We start from the raw sequence: 19,353 nt of genomic DNA on the forward strand, positions 1-19,353 counted from the left end.
CGTACAAGGGGCCTGCGTGCTTGCCCGGTCTAACCCGATGAGCAATGTCACTATCCCATCGATCCGCTCGACGCAGTTTGTTTCGACGGCTTTCAGTTGTCGGCGGCAGCGGTTTCGATAGCATTATTCCTTGAAATCCAACGTTTTTGCGGAGGGTTAAGAGCCCGAGCGAAGAAAACTCGATGCCTGAAATATCTCCGACAGTGAAAGTTGCATTTTCTGCAGAGTGATCTCGTGGCATAATGCAGGGTCGACTTTGGCGGCGTTCGGACGCAGATTGGATTGCTTGTTTCAGCGACGTAACGTCACGGTAAAGTCACGATTCATTTTGACGCAAGTTGCTTCATTGTTTCTATGACCTTGCGTGCTTTGCCCTGTGCTTCTCCGCCAATGTTCAACGCAATTATTTGGCCACCACGGAGATTTTGCTTTCCTGATCCAGTGACGCGGAATGTATTCGCAGAACCTTCTTCAATGTTCAAAGAGCACGACACACCGCTCCACGACCCCCAACTCATTCCAGTTTGAAAAGTCACGAGTCCTAAGGCGTCATTCGCTTGGTCCAACTTCCACCCGAGTTCCTGGATAGCGCGCATCGCCAGCTTGACCATCGACGTCATCGTACCAGAAAATAAACCGGAATTCGGATCATAGCGGACGATGGTGGGTATTTGTTGTTCTGGTGTCGTTGTCTCATTGATCGGACAACCGCAACCTGGACACTGGCCGGCACGTTTGGAGACCGATTTTCCACAATCCGGGCAATTTATCAGATTCGTCCCTGCAGCTGAGGGAGGTAGTTTAGTAGGGGTCGGCGGTGGCATCGGAGAGTCAATTAACGTGAATTGGACCACCCGCTTACACTTTGGGCAATTGTTTGGACGGCCTAAATGTGAAGATTTACCGCGAACCGTCGCGCTACACAACGGGCACCGCATTCGTACTTCATGTTCACTTTGGCTTGCGCTAACTGAGTTTTTGTTTCGATGTTCCTCGGATTCTTGATCACCAGCGACCGTCTGTTTCGGCTCCTTTTTTATTTTGGATCTCTGGCGTTTTTCTTCTTTCTTTCGCTCTTTTTCTTTCAGCAGGGTATTGCGTTGTTTGTCAATTTCCGACAGCGCGGTAGGCGAGATGCGAAAAGGTTGTTTGCATTCTGGACACCAATCTTCCTCTTGGATTTCCGCTTCGCTAGATCGAAGTTCGGAACTGCAATGTGGACAATTGAAACGGACTTGATATTTGCCGAGCAGAGTTTTTGTGATCTCGTATGAATTCACGAATGAGTCGCTCATCGCTATCTCCATGGGGATTTGACCGTCTTGGGAAGTGCATATCTCGACGATACAACGAAACGAGGGAGAATGCCACAACTTCTCACTGTGGATATCGATGTGAATCAAACCGTTCGTGCCAAGCGGACGTATTTTCGGTCGCTCGATATTCGCCAAGACTTTGAACCGAATTTAAGAGGGCATCAACGGCTTGCCCATTGGCACGCACGAATTCCCATTGTTGATGGGGAATGTGCAGGCTGCGTCAAAGCGAAAGAATTCCCCGTTTGTCATACACGCTGGTGCACAAGTCCTGCGTGCTCGCCCGGTCCAATCCCATGACCAGCGCCACAATGCCGTCGATCCGCTCAACACTCTTCTTTTTCGACGGCTTCCAGTTATCTGCCGCGTCAGTTTCGATCGAGACGTTGCCCGCCATCCACCGCAACACCGGGTGCCCAGCGTGGGCGAGTTTGCAGCTCAGTACCACCTCTTCGAGCTTCTTCGTCGGCGCGCTCATGCTGGCGTAGCCTTGGCCGAAGGCGATCATCTCGAAGCCATCGCCTTCCAGTTGTGTCGCCAACTGCGTGGCGTTCCAGCGGTCGATGGCGATTTCGCGGATCTCGAACTGTTCGTTCAGCTCATTGATCCGCCGACGGATCACGTCGTAGTCGACCACTTCACCGGACGTCGCCTCCATGTGGTCGTCCCGTATCCACTGCACGTACGGCACGCGGTCGCGGCGTTCACGTTTGCGGGCGCCTTCTTCGGGAACCCAAAAGTACGGTAGAACATCGAACCGCCCTTCGTCCTCATCCGGAAAGACCAGCACCAGCGCCGAGACGTCGGTCGTGGACGAGAGGTCCAACCCGGCGAAACAGACTCGCCCACGCAAATCCTCCAGCGGTGTCCCGCAAGCATCCCATTTGTCCATGCTCAGCCAACGTACGTCTTGCTCGGTCCATTGGTTGAGGCGGTAACGGCGGAACGAGTTTTCCTTGGCGGGAGATTCTTGAGCTTCCGTGCAATCCTCAGCAAACTGATCCGCGTTGATTGTGATCCCAAAACTGGGGTTGGCTGTTTTCCAGACGTTGGGATCAGTCCAATCCGCCTCATCATTGGCCGCAGCCACGAATGGAAAGAACGACGTATCCTCAATCGTGCCGTCGAGCACCTTGAGTGCGTAGTCGTGTTGTTCCCAGCAGATTGAGTGTCGGTCGTAACCGGCGGTGGTGATCGCCAATTGCAACGGTTGCCGCCGCGATGCCCCCGCATTACGAAGCGTGTCCCACAGATCTCGAGTCCGTTGGGCGTGCAGTTCGTCAATCAGCACCGCATGTGCGTTGAGACCCTCCTTGGCTGGGACGTCGGCGGACAGCGCTTTGTAGAACGACCGCGTGCGGTGATACACGATCCGCTTGGTAGAACGTACCACCTTCAAACGCCGGGAGAGGTCGGGCGATTCGTCGACCATGTGTGCCGCTTCGCCATAGACAATTGAAGCTTGATCCCGGTCGACAGCGGCGGAGTAGATCTCCGCGCCCGGTTCGTTATCGCCCACCAGCAGGTACAGGCTCAGTCCGGAGAAGAGCGTGCTCTTGCCGTTCTTTTTGGGGACCTCGATATATCCTCGACGGAACCGCCGCGTGCCATCGGGACGCTTCCAGCCGAATAGCGGAGCAACGACCTCTTGCCATTGCCATTCCAGCAGGTCGAACGGTTGACCCGCCCATTGCCCTTTGGAATGCCTGAGGAACTTGCGGAAGAACGTGCGAACGCGCTCGGCAGCCTGGAGGTCAAACCAGCAGCCATCAGCAACGGCCCGCTCGTCGGCGGTCGTGCATATCCAATCCGAAGTCAGCGATTCAACCTCACGCGGCATCAGCCCGCCTCCAGGAACAGATCGAACTCATCAACCGTACCGGAACCTTCGGGTAATTTGATCCGACTGCGGCTACTGGGCGTGAGGCCGAACTCGACCATCAGCTTCCGCATCGCCTCCATGGCCTGATCCGCAACGGTCAGATACGGACTCTTCATCGGGAATCCCTTGGCGGGTGATTTTACGATCGTGCCGTATTTTTTGACTTGCTCTTCAGCATGCACCCACCGTGAATAGGCCACGCAGTAAGCTGCCAGCGCCGAGCGATCGGCCAATGTCAGCAGGCCCATGTCTATGAGCACTTTCGCCGTGCGGAACCATTCGGCGCGAGTCACATCGTCAAGATGCTCCGGGCAGTCGGGCACCTCGGGGGGAGCATGCGGTTCGCGAGCATTGAGCGGTCGCTTACCCGGATTCCCCTCTAATGTTTTCAATGCTGTTGGCTTTGGTTTGCGACCTCGCATGACATGCTTTCCAGCATCAAATTGATACGAATTGATGCGAAATGATGCTTTACCCAGCTTCACACCCCCCGGTCTCTAATTTCGCGGAAAAACACGCATCGTTGGCGATGTGGTATGGGGGGTTGAGTCCTTAGGGATCTAAGGTACCCCCCTTAGGGACCCGGTCATCTTTCCACAGGCAGCGACCCGGTCAGCATTCGGCGCGGTGACCCCGGCCGCATACTTCCGTTTGTCCTCATCCGTTTTCAACTTGTGATGCCGACGGCAGCACGTCCGTAGGTTGTCGAGATCGAGCCGCAAGTCGGGACGAACGTCGATGGGAATGATGTGATCGACTTCCAGGTTCCGCGTATTGACCACGCCGTCGTCGAGGCAGTCCTCGCAATAGGGATGCCGCTTGATATGAATGCGCCGCACCTTCCGCCAACGTTCGTCGTACCCGCGCTGCGCCGGGGTGCTACGTCGCTCGTCCGACCAGCGGTGCGATGCCTCGCGGCGGTGCGTATCGCAGAACCGGTCCCGCGTCGTGTTGGGACAACCGGGATGGCAGCAGCGGGTCTTGAGCTTGGCGGGCATGCGAACGTCCTCCGTAGAAACCACTGCAGACATTCTATGCGGCGTGCCACGTGGATAAAGACCGAATCAATGCCAATCACAACCAACGTCGAAAATCATTCCGTATCTAGCGTTAGGCCGCAGAAAAACTTTCGATCTCCACCTCGTACGCGACAATTATCCGCCCACAACTAGGGCAACGCTTGCGGCGACGTATCCGCCCGTTGGGTAGCGGTTCGGAATTGGTCGTAAAGAAATGCCCTCTACCGCACCGGGGGCACGTGAGGCCACGTGGGGCGTTGTCGTTGTTCCCGTTGTCCATTGCTCAAGCCTCCGCGTTTGGTAGCGCCGTGGGGCCCGTGTTCGCCCCGAATTCTTTTCAGCGAAATCCTGTGTAATTCTACCAGATGTGGCTGGATGTCCGTTCTGGATCGAGGTAACTGACTGTCCTGTCGGTGGCCGCGTTGGCTGCCGCATAGACACGAACCCCATAACTCGAAAGGGACGACACGATGGCCACGAAGAAAACCACGGCGAAGAAGGCGACGACAAAGAAGACCGCAACGCGGAAACCGGCTACGGCAAAGAAGGCTCCCGCTAAGGCAGCGACGAAGAAACCCGCCACCAAGAAGGTCGCTGCCAAAACGACCGGCAAGAAAATGAGCGCCCTCGACGCGGCAGCGAAGATCCTCGGCGAAGCGAAGGAACCGCTCAATGCCAAGACGATGATTGAACGGATGGCGGCCAAAGGCTATTGGACGAGCCCTGGCGGTAAAACGCCGCACGCCACGATTTACGCCGCTATCCTCCGCGAGATCCAAACCAAAGGGAAAGAGGCCCGGTTTACGAAGACCGACCGCGGGCATTTCACGCTAAACCAATAGGCCCGCTCCCAGCCCAGGCCCCGACAGACGCCCCACGTTCGCCACGTCGGGGCGTTTTCTTGTAGTCGAATGTAGTTTCGGGACAACGCGTCATCGGGTTTGCCATGCGGGACAACTTTCTCGCCAGCCTGCTGAGTTTGCGAGAAGCATCCAGTGGTCTCGGCGGGGGCCTATTTGTCATCGAGGTAACGGTTATACCATGACATGAGTGGATGGCGCCGGCCGAAATCAGGTCCAGTTAGTGGCTTTTGTTTTTCAGTTTTCAGGTGCTCTGTATATCCTTCTGCGGCCCCAATCAATGCGGCAATACGTCTAGCACGCAGAAGCTTCTCTGACCACGCGAGGGCGCCCTTGACGTCGCCCATGGACGCCTGTGCCTCGGCCGCCTTCCTGACATCCCAATCATGCGTGATTGCCTTATGAGGAACTGATCCTGGTCCGTCCAGCGCTATCCGGCATCGCACAGCCGCGGCCAGCAGGTCTCCGTCCATTTCCATTCCATGAAGCGTGCTGGACATCGTAAATCCTTGTGATCTCTCAAACGGTAAGTCCCACGTTTGGGGATCATCAAACTTGAATTTAGTTTTAGGCAGACGGCCAAACCTACTGGACATCATAGGATAATCCAATCCTTGAGCAATCTTGCGCGCCTCATTCACTTTTCCCTGTTTTGCAATTATTGCCGCGACCTCCAACATTCCCTGTGCACGTCGCAAATCATTCTTAATCGATGTTGCACTGCCCAGCGCGTCCTTATAATCGCCGACCCGTGCATGAGCCTTGGCGATTTCGAACAGAAGGAGAAATTTGGTATCGGACTCGGGACTTTGCAGAATCGTCTTCTCGGCACCTTCAAGATCTCCTTGGTCCCACTGCAATAGAGCAATATTCATGAGTGCCGTGTGGCGGTCACCACCCGCATGTGAGGCCGCGCGGAGTGCGCCCTCCATATCGCCGATTCGCGCATGGGCGACAGCGATGTACCGCCAACAGTTCTCGCCTCCCAAAGTATCCTCATCAATGGCATCGTGAGCCTCCCTTAACATGCGGAGCGGGCCATCACTTGCTTCGCCAAGCATAAAGTGGAATGTCGCCAATCGGGCTAAGAGCAGGCCCCGATCCTGCCCTTTGGTCGGCAATTTCTTCGCCAGCATATCAACTTGCACACCGATGGCTTTTGCACCGACGATATCTCCCATACTGATTAGAACTTTTGCCACGCGGATGCGTCGCAATGCACTGAGATGCACGTCGGAATCAATCTTTAAGAGGGCATCATCGCAAGTTTTTCGCGCACCTTTTGAATCTCCGGTGTTTGCTTGCGCACGGGCGATAATCAAAAGCTCATTGAAGGAAGCACTTCGCTGAGACTTTCGGCGATGATTCTTCAGCACGATATAAGCTGCCTGTACATCTCCGGCCCGCACATGAGCGGCAGCGATGGCCGATAGGAAGTATCGGTACGAATCGCCACAGTTGAGGCAGTCGTCGTCGGCTGGCAGTGCATCGGCTGTTCGTTGAGCACCTTCCAAATCGTTTAGGCCAAGTTGGCAAATCCCGATGTCCGCCAAGATGCGGCCATCCTCCCAAGTGCCCAGTTCGAACTTTTCTTTCTCGTTGAACGGCTTCACCACGATGTCCTGGGTAGCTTCGCGCAGCCGAGTGACCAGGATAGCCCGCTCGTCGGCGACAGCCTTCGACGTATTGTCGACTGACAACAGTATGGCCCAGCATCCAACTGACGCTATGATGAACAATCGCTGTGTCCATATGTCCGTTTCGTTAATCATATTCATTCCAATTGAATAGCAGAAACGCGTCTCGTTTGACGTCTAGCAACGTACTTTTACCAGATACCTTAGCGATTGATAGTCTTTTTACCTTATCGCATCCGAAGTAGCTCGATGCTGATCGTGGTTAAAATACGTTGGGAATTGGACGCAGAGCACGGGCCAGTAGCCCGCTTCCCGCCCCAGGCCGCGACAAACGCTTCGCGTTCGCCACGTTGGGGCGTTTTCTTATGGGTGGTAGGATTCGTCAACGTCCCGCCTTTGGCCAGGTGGGCAAACGTCGTCGCCCTGCGCGAAATACTTTTGATCACGCTGATTGCCACCCAATACAACTGCCCTGCGCCAATATTTTGAAACACCATCAACAATATGAGAAAGGCTGGAGTTTCTCCGCCAATTCGCGGTCACTTAACTCGACCAAACGCTTGAAATGTGCGTGCCCCTTGTCGCTGAAGGCCTCTTCAAGCCCGGTGACGGCAACATCCTCACCCGTTGCGCCGGAGAAAGCATGCTCGGCCGCAAACATACCGGCTTCGAGCGCGCGTAGAACAGTGTCTTGCCGGTCAGGTGTCAATTCCTTGCGAACCAAATCGCATCCTCCCCCGTAGATAAATGAGCGACGAAGGGCAATTGGCGGGTAGGATTCGACGGCGAAATCACTTCCGATGAATCGCATGTCACCAAATAGTCGAAACAGAATGTTGGCAGAAAATGAATAGTCAAAGGCGAGCTGTCCCAGACTTGCAAGCTCTTCGCGCGTAGGCGCACCGGTGTTCTCGCTGCTCTGCGCACAGGCACCCCCAAGTAGGCTATTAAACGAATATTGGTCTGCTTGGGCTTCGATTATCTGACGTTCGATCGGCTCGATTGCACCTGCAGCGGTCGCACCGAATTCGGCCAAGAATTGACTGCCAGTCTTCGCACAAAGATAGTCGACGTGTCCGCACGAAATGTGGGCAATTTCATGTCCAATCAGAAAGATTGCCGCTAGGTTTATGAGTCTGCACGAATACGTCCACCGGGCTTCGTCCTTCGGAATGCAAACCAGGGTATCACCTTCTAAAAGATGCATGGCGTCTGGTGTGAAGCTTTTTATGAACGGGGGGCTAGGCTCCTCCATTGACGGATCGCCAATATCCGGGAACAGTTTCGGATCGGCAAACACTCGGTGCAAGACTAATTGCAGCAGCGTAACAGCGCCGCCTGTAATCCCGATAAAGTATTCATGGTCCCACTTGCACGCAATGCCATTAATCGCATTGGAATTTATGAAATCAAATTGGATTTCGGGTAGTCGTGGATTCAGCCCACGCGCCCTGGAAATCAAGTCGTTCGCAATCTTGTATATCGTGGGAACTGCTTTGGAGCTTGGTGGCAAAAGCTCCCAGGGCAAACGCCCGCCGTGCGACCTCATAGCTTTGTGAAACTTGAGTTGTGCTGGGGTATGCGATGCCATCGCTGATAGACGTTTTAACAACATAGGGGGGACCAATGAGATGTTTTGAGCCGACATGCGAACTAAGCGGAGCTTCGTACTTCGTTGAAGTTTGGATTTTCAAGTTGCAATGTCATTTTACTCGAAGAAACAACGGGCACAAGACATCGCCAATCGCCGGAAGGTCAGTGAATTGGTCACACCATGTCAGCATTGTCTAATATTTGGCTCAGACTTGTTTTCAGTCGGACTTTCTAAATTGTACGAGTTCGCGTGTTTTTTCATTTTCTGCGCCTCATCGTAACGTTGATTAGAAAGATTCGATTGCCCATACGAGCGCAGACGTTAGGACGTATATTGGGGAAGACTAGGTGATGCCACCGAATAGTTCGGTGGCTATCGAAAGTGCTCATGATGACTTTCGATCGGGTACCCCGGTACATATCCGAAGTCGCGCCAAACGGTATCACTCACATCCGGCCGTTCGTTCCCAAGTTGTAATCCGCGCACCACAATTCCGGCACTCTCGCCGCCGCACCAGTTTACTGCCTTTCGCGGCCCGCGTGTAGATCACACGCAAACGCTGATGGCCGCAGGCACTGCACTGCAAGCCACGCTGCTGATCCAGTGCTTTGTTATTCTCGACTCGCTCGGTCATCCGTTTCTTGCTCCTTTGTCATATTGGCAAATCCAACCTCTTTGGGCGATTACTCCAATCCGGCCCTCGCCGACATTGGCAATCGACCCCACATCGAGGTACCGAACCGGCTTATTCAGTTCCTTCGCGATCTCGATTTCCGCCGCAACGCCCACACTCACCCGACAGCCGTCGAGCGTGAGCACAACGACCTCATCGCACTGTTCCAAGAACCGCCGGTCGTGCGCTTCCCAAAACGACCAATCGGTCGGCACACCGTACAACGAAATCGCGTGGCCATGAGCCACCGGCGAAAACACGACCTCACCAGCGCGAATCAATCTCGCCGCCATCCGGCAGGCTGCACGAAACCGGCGCTCGCGAATGATGGCGTCCGGATGCGAATAAGGAGAAGCCAAATAGATCATGCCTTCACCTCCTCAGTGGCAGGAATTCGCTCCGCCTTTTGGCCCGTGAATTGCTCCCAGCGCTCGACGGCAACATCCACGAATGCTGGAGCGATCTCAATGGCGAAACAGCGGCGGCCTAACTGTTCCGCTGCCAAGATTTGTGATCCGGAACCACTAAACGGCTCGAAACAGACATCGCCTGCGCGTGTATGCTTCCGCATTGGGCGTGCGAAAAGCTCGACCGGTTTCTGGGTCGGGTGTTTATTTCCCACAACGCGGGCCTTACCTTCCCAGTCGACATTCCAGACAGAATCCACCTCGTGCCGACCGTCATGCTCCGGTTGGCTACCACGGACCCAACCCAGCATGCAGGGCTCGTGCCGGAAGTGCCAATAGACGCGGCCAAAGACCGGCGTCGGCTTAACCCAAATAATTTGCTGGTGGTCTAGAATGCCTAGTTGATCCCAGGTCCGTTGAATCACACCGCACGCGTTTGTGCGCGTGCCAACAGTAGATCGCCGCCTTGGGTGCGACCACTCCGAGAACGCAAGTGAATAGCTGCGTAAAGAAAGCATCCGCATCGGAGATGTCGATCTCCCGGTAGGTATCTGACCAATCTTTCCCGGACTCATTGGGCCGATCACCGGTGTAATCAACGAGATACGGAGGATCAGTCGCGACAAGCGCGGCTTTCTCACCGTCCATCACGCGCAAAGTATCTTCGATTGATGTGGAGTCACCACAAAAAAGTCTGTGGCTGCCCAAAAGCCAGAGGTCGCCGGGTTGCGTAATTGGCTCATCCAGCGTTTCCGGCACGTCATCCGGATCGGTGAGGCCTTCTTTCATCTCATCACTAGACCACTTCGCCAACTCGTCCTCACTAAAACCGGTTAGTTCCAGGTCAAACCCCATCGCTTGCAGGTCGGCCAATTCCAGGGAAAGGAGATCCGGGTCCCATTCGGCCAGTTCGTTGGTTTTGTTGTCGGCAAGCCTATAGGCCCGCGCCTGCGCCGGCGAAAGTCCCATGGCCACGTGGATGGGCACTTTCTTTAGCCCAAGTTTTTGTGATGCTTTCCAGCGTGTGTGGCCCGCGATGATCACGCCTTCTTCGTCCACAACTACCGGTTGCCTAAATCCAAATTGCTCAATTGACTTCGCTACCGCGTCGACAGCCTGATCGTTGATACGCGGATTTTGCTCGTACGGTTTCACACGGTCAATACGCCATTGTTCAATTTTCATTACTTATTCGCTCTCCAAACGAAATTTTGAAACTTGGTTATTCGTCCGTCTCGATTTCCACAAATGGACGTCCGTAATGCCGAACCTGCCGTACCTGCCGAACCTTTTCCCAAGAGGTGAATTTCCGCGCGTGCGCGTGTGCGCGCGCAATGTAATGCGATGCTAAAAAGGTTCGGCAGGTACGGCACCCACGTTGCAAGTCGTTCTCTTTCAATAAGTTAGACGTGCCGAACCTACATGTTTTCGAGGTTCGGCAGAGGTTCGGCAGACGGGCTAAGGTTCGGCACATTGTTCTCAAATGACACCCGGTAGATGTTTCCTTTGCGATCGGTCGATCTTTGGAACACAACTGCACGGCCGTCATTGTGTAAAAAAGGCTCTGCGACGAACCGGCCGGCAATTGTCCCCATCTTGGTTGCCAAGGAGCGTGGCGAGCCCTCGCCAAGGTCCGCAACCAGTAGGCCGTGCTTCCCGCATAGTTGAGCAAGCTGGGATGCTGTCCAGGTCCCCTGTGAATGGTTAGCGATCAGCGAAATCAGTTCACTGAAATCACGTCGTGTTTCGTCCAATTCAGAGGCGGATTCGTCGGCATTAGACAGAAAGTCCTGGCGATCACAGGTTGCAAGAATGCCACCGATGATGTTGCCCCAACCTCGTTTATTGAAGCGCGTGTGTACATTAGCCTGGGGCATGCCGTCATACTTCCAGCGCTCCACCATGCCAAGCAATTCGCCAAGCAATTCCGTCCGGTATTGTTGGGCGTATCCTTCCGGATCGGCTATCGAAAAGCCTCGCCGTTTCGGATCGCCTTCGTGATACAGATTGATGACAATACTGCGTGTGACGAGGTCGCGGCTCACGTCTGGCGAGTTGGCCGTGATACAAAATATGTGGGAATTCTCGGCACGGATCGTTGCTGATTGTCCGAGTAATCGGAATGAGAGTATGGGATCAGTGACCGATCGTTCTAAGCACGCCGATTCGATCCGGGGGTTGCGACCACGACCTTTGGCATTGTCGATGATGATCGTCGTCGTCCCCCGCCGCACAATCGCGCCCAACCGTTTCTCAAATTCCTCGTCGTTGGGGTTGTAGGTCGCAGTTTCCGCCGGTTGTCCGTCCCTCAACGTGGCAATGATTTGCGCTAAGATTGATTTGCCCAATCCGGGTTGATTACCGTTCAGCAACACGGCCGGCTTTGAGCCAATAAAACGCGGAACCAAGAGTGTCGTCAGCAGCACGCCGAGAAAGTTCGTTCGATCACCGATACTTTTGAAACAAAAATCCGACAACAGGTGGTCCAGATGCTTGGTTCCTTGGCGGATGTCAATCGGCGGACCGGCGTAATAGATGCCAGTCGGGGCATCGAAGCCCGGAGCAACGCGACGCCAATCTTCGGTGAAGACAGGATTGCGAGTGAACAGTGAAATTACCGGTAAACGCGTTTTTTCTCGGTGATTGTTGAGCCAAGTATTGGCATAGGCGGAGGGAAACGGTTTGAATTCCGCGGCTTCGTCTTTTACGAATAGGAACTCCACATGTTGATTGAGCAGTCCTGCCAACTCTGCCGCAGAAAGAATCGATGATGTCTGTGTGCCATTGATAACGATCAACTGCTCGGTGCGATTGAAACAATTTCCCGCCTGAATGAGGCAGTCCGTGACTTCGTGCAACGTGTCGCCAACCTGCACCGTCGTGGGGTCAACGTAGATTGTTGGACGCATTTCACTTTGATTGGGATCGCTTTCCTCTAAATCGCCTTCCACGTCCGCACACGCTGTTTGGGGGACGGCGTCGGCTTTAAGCGTTTTCGTCACATCACGTTTCTGAAGTTCGTCGTACTTTGTTACTTGGGAATCATAGGCAGCGTTGTCCCAAGTGAGATCGAAATACCGACGACCTTGTTCGGCGAATTTGCCAACCGATTCGACTTGTGCCCAGACATCCTCTTTGGCGATGCCATTACGGATGGCATAACAACAAACCGCGAAATCGGCCTCGGAGCGCCTTCCTGCCTCGGCAATCGAGCTGCCGGCGATGAGTTCAGCAAGTCTGTCGACCTTCGATGGTGAGGGCTTGCGGACGTGCGGCAGCGGCATCGCGACAATTTGCTTCGCACGTTTAGCTATTGGCGACTCGACTATAAATGGCTCAAAGTCTGAAAGTGAACATTTACGGGTGGCATCGCACTTCACAAGTTCTGTTGGTATTGGCTCCTGCCCGTTGCGTTGATCTTTACGATTCAACGAACCTGGTAGCCGCAACAAACGAGACAGGTCCGTCGTGTGGTCGGCATCCAACGCTGAGGCGATTCCCGCCAGGACGTTTTGAAGGTGCTCGGCCTTAACACTGAGCCGTGAAATGTGTTGCCGCTGATCCAGGAAGACCTTGTCGCCATCCTCTAGGATGTATTTACGAGGGCGATTCCGGCCATCACGCGTTTTCGTCCATTCCGTTTCCACCGCCGGAGGATCATCTACGTCGTCAATGAGGTACGGTTCATCCAGCAACCAATACAGATGTACGCCATTCCCAGAATTTACGATGATAGTTGGTATTGGTAGCCCAGACTTAGCAATTCGTTCGTGGGCTTCATCAACAGTGACGTGATCGATGTCAGACCATAGAACACGGACGGTTCGTATTTGCCAAGCCAAATCGAAGCGACCATCATCGCCAAGGCGAGGACACACACCGAAGAAAAGATTTAGATTGCTCTCTGCTGCACGGCGAAGAAGGTATAGCAGGTTGAGCCGCAATAACTCTGGCTCCGCTTTACGGTACCTCGTGTTGTGATAGTCGACCCGACTACGTTTTCGCCCCGAATCCACCCAGGTCTCGATGGGACGGAACAGGATTGTGTCCGATTCTGAGAATAGGGTCTGCAAGAAAGTCACACCGACTTCGACGGCGGGACCATGCTCACCATAATCCGGTGTTTGGTATTGAATGAGGGGCTCCATTTGAGTCTTCTCCACGGCCTACAGTCATCCGCCGCAAAATGTAAAAAACGCCCAATTCTGACAGGTGGATTTAGCTTGCTGAATCGTCGGCATCATCCAGGTTGTTCACCGCGATGTCCGCCAGCACCCGGTCCCAGGCCAGGGTCGGGTCCTTTTTCAGTCGCGACTCGATTTTCTGCCGTAGCCCAGGCGGCAACTGAGCATTCGCGGCAATTTCTTCGGCGCGATCCAGGTTTTCCCTGATCTGCTCATTCACGTGGGCAATCTTCATCGCCCGCCGATAAGCGACCTCGAGGTCATCCTTGTCGGGGATCACCTTTTCGATTCCGTGCTCTTTGAGCTTGCCTTCGATCCAGGTGATGAAGTCCTCGGAGTTGAAAGCGTTCAATTCCACCCGCTGCCCTGCGTGCAGGAATTCTTGCTCCTCTTGGGTAGCGATTGAGTCGCTGTCAAAACCGCCTTTGAACTCACACTCTTCCGGCTCGAGGCCCCATTCTTCGATGTCGGACAGCCGCAATCCCAGATCGATGGCGTTGATCTTGTTGCGAAAGCGATAACGCTCGGTATTGGTTTCCTGAGCGCGGAATGACGTCTGTACAAGCCGCTCAGAGATCAGGAATCCCGCCTTATCGAAATCGTGCAGAATCAGCAGCGGCACGTCACCATGGCACAGTTCGTCCACCAACCTTCGTCCGGCGACGACCGACTGTCCTTTGCAACTCATAATGGCAATGTCATACCGCTCGGCCAGTCGTACTTCTTCGAACAGCGGCGCGAAGCCTTCCTTCTCGATGTAGAGCACGGCCCGATAGCGATTGCGGGGACCGGCGGTGGGAAAGTCGGACGGGTATTGCGGAAAAGCCAACTCGACGTCCGCGCCAACGTGGCAGTCACGCAAGTAGCGGTCGACCTCGATTGTGCCCAACGCCAACGGTTCGGACCTTCGCCACTGATAGTGCGGTTCCACCAAATGCCCCCGCGCGTCGTAAACCACCTTCCAGTTCTTAGTTTCCTCGGGGTGATCCGCAATGTACTTCGGTAGTAATGTTTGCGTGAAGTAGTCGTCGCGGAGCGTCTTACCCGTCCGCTGCTGTATCTGGGGCCGGGCTTTGTAAAAGATCTGGCGGGCGTTAGCGTGCAGGTTTCTGGTCCCCGAAACCTGGGCATACGCCTGCGGGGTGACGACCTCAGAGGCCTCAGTCATATATTCCGCACGATCGTAGGAGAACGTTTCCCGGCGTTGGGAGCGGCTCCGCGAATTACGGATTTCGGATTTGCGCTGGCGTTCCCATTTCTTCGTCACCTTCTTGGTACTTTTGATCAAGTCGTCGGCAATGCTCATGCTTGCACCTCCTTGTTACCCGACTTCAAGACGATGGCTGATTTACCGCGATCCGCATATTCCACGCGTGGATGCGCCAGGTGCACCAGAAACAGAACCGGCTGTTCAGCATCGGCGAATTGGTCGGAGAGCAACCCTTCCAGTCCCTGGCCGGCACGACCGAATGAACGAAATGGATTGTTAATCGCCGCGGACCAGTTGGCACCGGCGAAGACCTGACGCTGGTCCGGCGCGTCGTCTCCCAACCAAGCGAATGCGACTTCCAGCACGTATGGCAGTCCCTCTTCCTCGCGGGCTGTTTTGTCATATGTGATTTGCTCGGGATCGCCCCCTAGCTCTTTGAGTCGTTCAGAGATGTGATCCTTGCCAATCACCCCCAACCGCGATGGCTTGACCGGTTTGGTATGTGCTTGCATGGCTTGCAGAAGCTTGGCAATGGCCTCTTGGTTGAACGTACCTCCCTCCGTTAGAAACGACAGGCAGGTGCGCTGCAGTCCCGCTTCATCCAGGACGGACTTCCGTTTGCGAGACCCGCTCAGGCCATCGAACTCAGAAACGAATTCGGCGATCGTGCGGTCCGTGCCGTGGTCGCGGTCGTGCGTCACATAGGCAGCGATCAATCGTTCCAAGTGGGACTGGCCATACCAATGCGGCGACGTTGGCTGATTCGGCTTCCACTTTTTCCACGCGGTATTAGTAGCGTCAAAGTGCGTCTGCTCGCCAAACCAATCCAGTGAAATCGTGAGGTGTGGATTGAAGAGTGCATAACCGCGAACCATCGCCAGCACTCGCAACTTGATCTCCCTGGCCCACCAGAGTGTCTTTGGTCCGGGCACGACCGTCATGTCGTCAAATGGCCAGACAATTTCGTGCTTGTCATTGTGATTCTCCGACCACTGCACGCGTATCACGGTGCCCGGAACTTCGGGAATCGACTCGGTTTCATCCTCCACAATCGCACGTTGGGTAATCGGGTCGGCACGGCAAATGATCCGGTGCCGCACTCCACCCGTTTCGACGACCAGGCAGCCATCGCCGGGATCGACGACAAATGGCATCGATAGGATCGTCATCAGCGCGTTGCCTTGTGCCCCCCGGTCGGGCGCCACATACGCTTCCCGGTTCGAAGCCCGAACCGTGAAATCCAAGGCGCCCGCCAAAGTAGCCTCCGGCAGACCCGGTCCGTTATCCTGAACGGTTATCCCGCCCGCGTCACAAGCTATATGGATCACTGGCGTAACATCGGCTTGTTCACAAGCGTCGAGTGCGTTGTCTGTCAATTCCTTGATGACGACCAGTGGCCACTCCTGAATGCCGTGCCCGGTCTGCGTAGTCAGTTCTTTCTCGGAGAAGAAATCCATTTCACGCGACGTCTGAAATGTCGTACGCTCCAGCACTTGAGCCATCGTTCAGCCTTTCGATTTGTAAAAAACGGGGATTTGGGAATGTGGATTCAGCTTGCTAAATCGGTCGTTACTCAATGCGCGTTTTCAATGGGGATCGTCGCCGGGGAGTGGGCCGTGACCGAATCCGGGGTGCAATCAGGCGGATCGGCGGCGGCGTTCTGGTCCTGCTCGCGTTCGACAAAGTCCAGCAGAAGTGTCGCCAAGGCCGAGATGGCCGCATCAGAGATTGTGCCCTCGACAGTGAAATCCGGTTTCGCGGGCGCAGGGTCAGCGGCGTTGGGCGACGACTTGATCACTGCGCTGCCCCTCCCCGATCGCAGCTACCTACGACGACTGCGGGCACTCGGACCAACAATGCCTCGATTTCCGTTGGATCGAATCGGATCGAACCGTCCGGAAGGATGACGTGCGGCAGTCGCCGTTGACGAGCGAGTCGCTCAGCCCGTCCCTGTTTCCAATTCAGTTTTCGGTCAATATCGTCGCTATAAACAAGCATGGCGTGTTGCCCTCCCTATAAACTCATGGGAAGCAACACGCCACGGATACCTTTTGGTATGTTTTCGTATGTTTTGCTATGTTTTGTGGTCGCGTCTGCGTTTTTTGACTCCTCCTTTGATTTCTGGCGCGGCAGTTCCGTCGCGACCAGAGTCATGCTGGGATTCCGCCGAAAGTTTTTTACCACTTTGCTGGTTTGCCAATTCCTGTTGCTTGACCGCCAGCGAATTCCACCATGCAATCAATATGGTTTTTTCAACGATTGGCTGACCGCCTTTAGGCGGCTTGGGAATGGGGCCATCCATGCGATCGTTGAGGCTCTTAACTTTCGACTGCTCGTCCGACTTTAGTTCTAATGCCGAAGTGATTTCCCGCCACCCAGTCAAGAGCACGACGGGCTTTAGCTCAGTCGTAGTCTGGGGAATATTGTCACCCCCATGGGACATGCTGTCGTCGTAATTTGCTATTCCTGATGGTGGAGATTCGATGGCCAGCCGTTCGCATGCGGATACGGAAACTTGCTCCACTTGCCGAATGTAACCGCGCAGCAACCATTGAGTCGTCTGGATACCGTCGTTAGACAATTCCAGCTGTATTGGCTGCTCCATTCGAAATCTGGCTGGAAACTCAGATTGCAAAAACCGACACCATCGTGCGAAGTCGTCCGGTTCTTGTTCGATTTCATTTAGTAAGGTCACATTGCTAGCGATTAAATACTGGCCGGCAGTGACCGCAAGTTCGGTAAATCTTGCCTGCCCAGTAATGAAATTATGCGTTTCCCATCGTTCACGAGAATCGCCATATTGGCTCCACACCACCGCTCCGCCGTTGCCAACAAAGGAATCTCGCGAATGCTGGGCTTGGCCAAACTGTTGGGACAAATAACTCCAATCCACGCCGCCACCTCATCCAAAAGTGACCACCCAAGAAGAAACGCGGCGAGCCGGTGGATGGAACTGGTTTTCGGGCCGTCGCCCTAGCCGCGTAAATCGATTTTACCCGGTCACGCAGTACGTTCCAGTTCGAAAGGAATTTGGATAACTTGTTTCCCTCTATACGAAGAGGGTTTGGCACGGGGAGGTATCTGGCTTATTTTGCAGCCGCAATAGGAAAGCGACTTGCGTAATTCCTTCCGTGGAGAGTTGGGGGAAATGATCGCTCCGATGCCAAGTCTTTCCCGGAAATGTATTCTTCTTGTGACCTGCATCAAATTCCTGTACCACCGCTTATGAAGATCGGGTTAGGTAAAGCACGTCCTGTTTTTCATCGGAAGCTTCGTGAGCCCCGTTCGCCTTCGCTGTCGCCTCGGCCTGCGTAGCGGGAGGGGCCGAGGGGGCGGCGATGGTGGGCGGGGCGGACCCCGTTTGTCGAGTTCGAGCTGAGGTCAACCTCTGCCCAAACTCCGCCGGCGTCAAATATCCCAGTGAACTGTGTGGCCGATGCTCGTTGTAATCTTCACGCCAAACTGTTGTCAGCTGTCGTGCCGCTCGCAAACTTTCAAACTCCTCGGTCGCTAAAAACTCATCACGAAACCGGCTGTGAAAGCTTTCCGCAAAACCATTCTCCCACGGACTGCCCGGCGCGATGTACAACGCCTCCACGCCCAACTGTCCTAACCAACTCCGAAGCGCCTGCGCCACAAACTCCGGACCATTGTCGCTGCGAACATGACGCGGCACGCCCCGCATGGCGAACAATTCCGCCAGCGTGTCGATCACATCTTCACTTGTAATGCTGCGATCCACTTTCAAAGCCAAACACTCCCGGGTGTGTTCGTCGACGATCGACAACCACTTCAGCGGACTGCCGCTCGCCGTGCGATCGAACACAAAATCCCACGCCCACACATCGTTCTGGGACGCCGCTTTTCGCCGGTGACAGCCATTGGCAGTCGTTCCCAGACGGCGTTTCTTACGCTTCTTCTGCGGCACTTTCAGCCCTTCTCGACGCCACAGCCGATAGACCCGCGTGTCGCTCGCCCGCCAACCTTCGCGACGCAGCAAATGGGCGATGCGGCGATAACCGAACCGCGAACGACGGCCTACCAACTGCAGCATCCGCTTGAGCAAACCATGCTCATCGTCGCGCGGTTGCGCCACATAGCGTTGGCTGCTACGAGGCTGCTTCACCACGTGGCACGCTCGCCGCTCCGACACCGCAAACGTGTGTTGCAGTTCACGGACGGCACTACGCTTTCGAGAAGGGCTTACCAGTTTCCCTCCGCAAGGTGTTTCAACATCTTGATGTCCAACGTCTGGTCCGCCACGATTTCCTTCAGCCGCCGGTTCTCATCTTCCAAGGCCTTGAGTCGCATCGCCTCCTCCGACTTCATCCCGCCGTACTGTTTCCGCCAACGGTCCAATGTCGCTTGGCTGACTTCCAGCGACTGCAGCACGACCGCTTCGTCTTGCCCGGCATTGAGCATCGCATCGGCGTCACGCAACTTCTTCACAATCTGCTGCGGCGAATGCCGCCTGCGTCGTTTCGTCATTAAAAGATCTCCTTGCAAAAATCGCTCAGAAACCTTCATAACCAATGGCACAGTTTTTTAAAGGCAGGCCACTTGCATCCAAG

Annotated in this window: 19 protein-coding genes; 1 reads left to right on the forward strand and 18 read right to left on the reverse strand. The window is 54.8% G+C overall.

The window, feature by feature from the left end; translation table 11 throughout:
- Nucleotides 1–291 precede the first annotated feature (291 nt).
- From Mal52_RS30530 to Mal52_RS30535, 5 genes are all read right to left on the reverse strand, one after another.
- Complete coding sequence (locus Mal52_RS30530; protein ID WP_420824952.1) at nucleotides 292–453, reverse strand: DUF6525 family protein; 162 nt, start codon at nucleotides 451–453, stop codon at nucleotides 292–294.
- Between the two features lie 1,086 nt (nucleotides 454–1,539).
- Complete coding sequence (locus Mal52_RS14545; protein WP_145376922.1) at nucleotides 1,540–3,156, reverse strand: terminase large subunit; 1,617 nt, start codon at nucleotides 3,154–3,156, stop codon at nucleotides 1,540–1,542.
- A complete protein-coding gene (locus Mal52_RS14550) occupies nucleotides 3,156–3,620 on the reverse strand; it encodes a phage terminase small subunit P27 family (protein ID WP_145376923.1) in 465 nt (154 codons plus the stop codon). The genes Mal52_RS14545 and Mal52_RS14550 overlap by 1 nt, the downstream gene beginning before the upstream one ends.
- A gap of 138 nt (nucleotides 3,621–3,758) precedes the next feature.
- A complete protein-coding gene (locus Mal52_RS14555; RefSeq protein WP_197534925.1) occupies nucleotides 3,759–4,196 on the reverse strand; it encodes an HNH endonuclease in 438 nt (145 codons plus the stop codon).
- 112 nt (nucleotides 4,197–4,308) lie between these two features.
- Nucleotides 4,309–4,497 (reverse strand): NrdR family transcriptional regulator, encoded by a 189-nt coding sequence (locus Mal52_RS30535; RefSeq protein ID WP_420824944.1) that lies wholly within the window; start codon nucleotides 4,495–4,497, stop codon nucleotides 4,309–4,311.
- A gap of 190 nt (nucleotides 4,498–4,687) precedes the next feature.
- Between Mal52_RS30535 and Mal52_RS14560 the strand changes: the two genes are divergently transcribed.
- On the forward strand, nucleotides 4,688–5,059 hold the full coding sequence (locus Mal52_RS14560; protein WP_145376925.1) for an HTH domain-containing protein: 372 nt from the start codon (nucleotides 4,688–4,690) through the stop codon (nucleotides 5,057–5,059).
- 170 nt (nucleotides 5,060–5,229) lie between these two features.
- On the opposite strand, the gene Mal52_RS14565 is transcribed toward Mal52_RS14560, so the two are convergent.
- The 13 genes from Mal52_RS14565 to Mal52_RS14625 form a co-directional block, all read right to left on the reverse strand.
- On the reverse strand, nucleotides 5,230–6,849 hold the full coding sequence (locus Mal52_RS14565) for a tetratricopeptide repeat protein (RefSeq protein WP_145376926.1): 1,620 nt from the start codon (nucleotides 6,847–6,849) through the stop codon (nucleotides 5,230–5,232).
- A gap of 361 nt (nucleotides 6,850–7,210) precedes the next feature.
- Nucleotides 7,211–8,329, reverse strand: a complete 1,119-nt coding sequence (locus Mal52_RS14570; RefSeq protein ID WP_145376927.1) for a hypothetical protein — start codon at nucleotides 8,327–8,329, stop codon at nucleotides 7,211–7,213.
- A 421-nt stretch (nucleotides 8,330–8,750) separates the two neighbouring features.
- Complete coding sequence (locus Mal52_RS14575; RefSeq protein WP_145376928.1) at nucleotides 8,751–8,942, reverse strand: NrdR family transcriptional regulator; 192 nt, start codon at nucleotides 8,940–8,942, stop codon at nucleotides 8,751–8,753.
- Nucleotides 8,939–9,349, reverse strand: a complete 411-nt coding sequence (locus Mal52_RS14580) for a DUF1937 family protein (protein WP_145376929.1) — start codon at nucleotides 9,347–9,349, stop codon at nucleotides 8,939–8,941. The genes Mal52_RS14575 and Mal52_RS14580 overlap by 4 nt, the downstream gene beginning before the upstream one ends.
- On the reverse strand, nucleotides 9,346–9,699 hold the full coding sequence (locus Mal52_RS29805; RefSeq protein ID WP_197534926.1) for a DNA methyltransferase: 354 nt from the start codon (nucleotides 9,697–9,699) through the stop codon (nucleotides 9,346–9,348). Before Mal52_RS29805 ends, Mal52_RS14580 begins: the two co-directional genes overlap by 4 nt.
- A gap of 52 nt (nucleotides 9,700–9,751) precedes the next feature.
- On the reverse strand, nucleotides 9,752–10,573 hold the full coding sequence (locus tag Mal52_RS14590) for a ParB N-terminal domain-containing protein (protein ID WP_145376931.1): 822 nt from the start codon (nucleotides 10,571–10,573) through the stop codon (nucleotides 9,752–9,754).
- 233 nt (nucleotides 10,574–10,806) lie between these two features.
- A complete protein-coding gene (locus Mal52_RS14595; protein ID WP_145376932.1) occupies nucleotides 10,807–13,536 on the reverse strand; it encodes a hypothetical protein in 2,730 nt (909 codons plus the stop codon).
- 70 nt (nucleotides 13,537–13,606) lie between these two features.
- Nucleotides 13,607–14,878 carry a toprim domain-containing protein gene (locus Mal52_RS14600; protein ID WP_145376933.1) on the reverse strand — a complete coding sequence of 424 codons (1,272 nt, stop codon included), beginning with the start codon at nucleotides 14,876–14,878 and terminating at the stop codon, nucleotides 13,607–13,609.
- Complete coding sequence (locus tag Mal52_RS14605) at nucleotides 14,875–16,284, reverse strand: hypothetical protein (protein ID WP_145376934.1); 1,410 nt, start codon at nucleotides 16,282–16,284, stop codon at nucleotides 14,875–14,877. Before Mal52_RS14605 ends, Mal52_RS14600 begins: the two co-directional genes overlap by 4 nt.
- A 71-nt stretch (nucleotides 16,285–16,355) precedes the next feature.
- Entirely contained in the window at nucleotides 16,356–16,580 is a 225-nt protein-coding gene (locus Mal52_RS14610) for a hypothetical protein (RefSeq protein WP_145376935.1), read from the reverse strand.
- A 276-nt stretch (nucleotides 16,581–16,856) separates the two neighbouring features.
- Nucleotides 16,857–17,675, reverse strand: a complete 819-nt coding sequence (locus Mal52_RS14615) for a hypothetical protein (protein ID WP_145376936.1) — start codon at nucleotides 17,673–17,675, stop codon at nucleotides 16,857–16,859.
- Nucleotides 17,676–18,005: 330 nt separating this feature from the next.
- Nucleotides 18,006–18,935 carry an IS3 family transposase gene (locus Mal52_RS14620; protein WP_231962381.1) on the reverse strand — a complete coding sequence of 310 codons (930 nt, stop codon included), beginning with the start codon at nucleotides 18,933–18,935 and terminating at the stop codon, nucleotides 18,006–18,008.
- Nucleotides 18,936–18,985: 50 nt separating this feature from the next.
- Complete coding sequence (locus tag Mal52_RS14625) at nucleotides 18,986–19,270, reverse strand: transposase (RefSeq protein ID WP_197534927.1); 285 nt, start codon at nucleotides 19,268–19,270, stop codon at nucleotides 18,986–18,988.
- Between the last annotated feature and the right edge of the window lie 83 nt (nucleotides 19,271–19,353).

The sequence above is a fragment of the Symmachiella dynata genome (assembly GCF_007747995.1).
Lineage (GTDB): Bacteria > Planctomycetota > Planctomycetia > Planctomycetales > Planctomycetaceae > Symmachiella > Symmachiella dynata.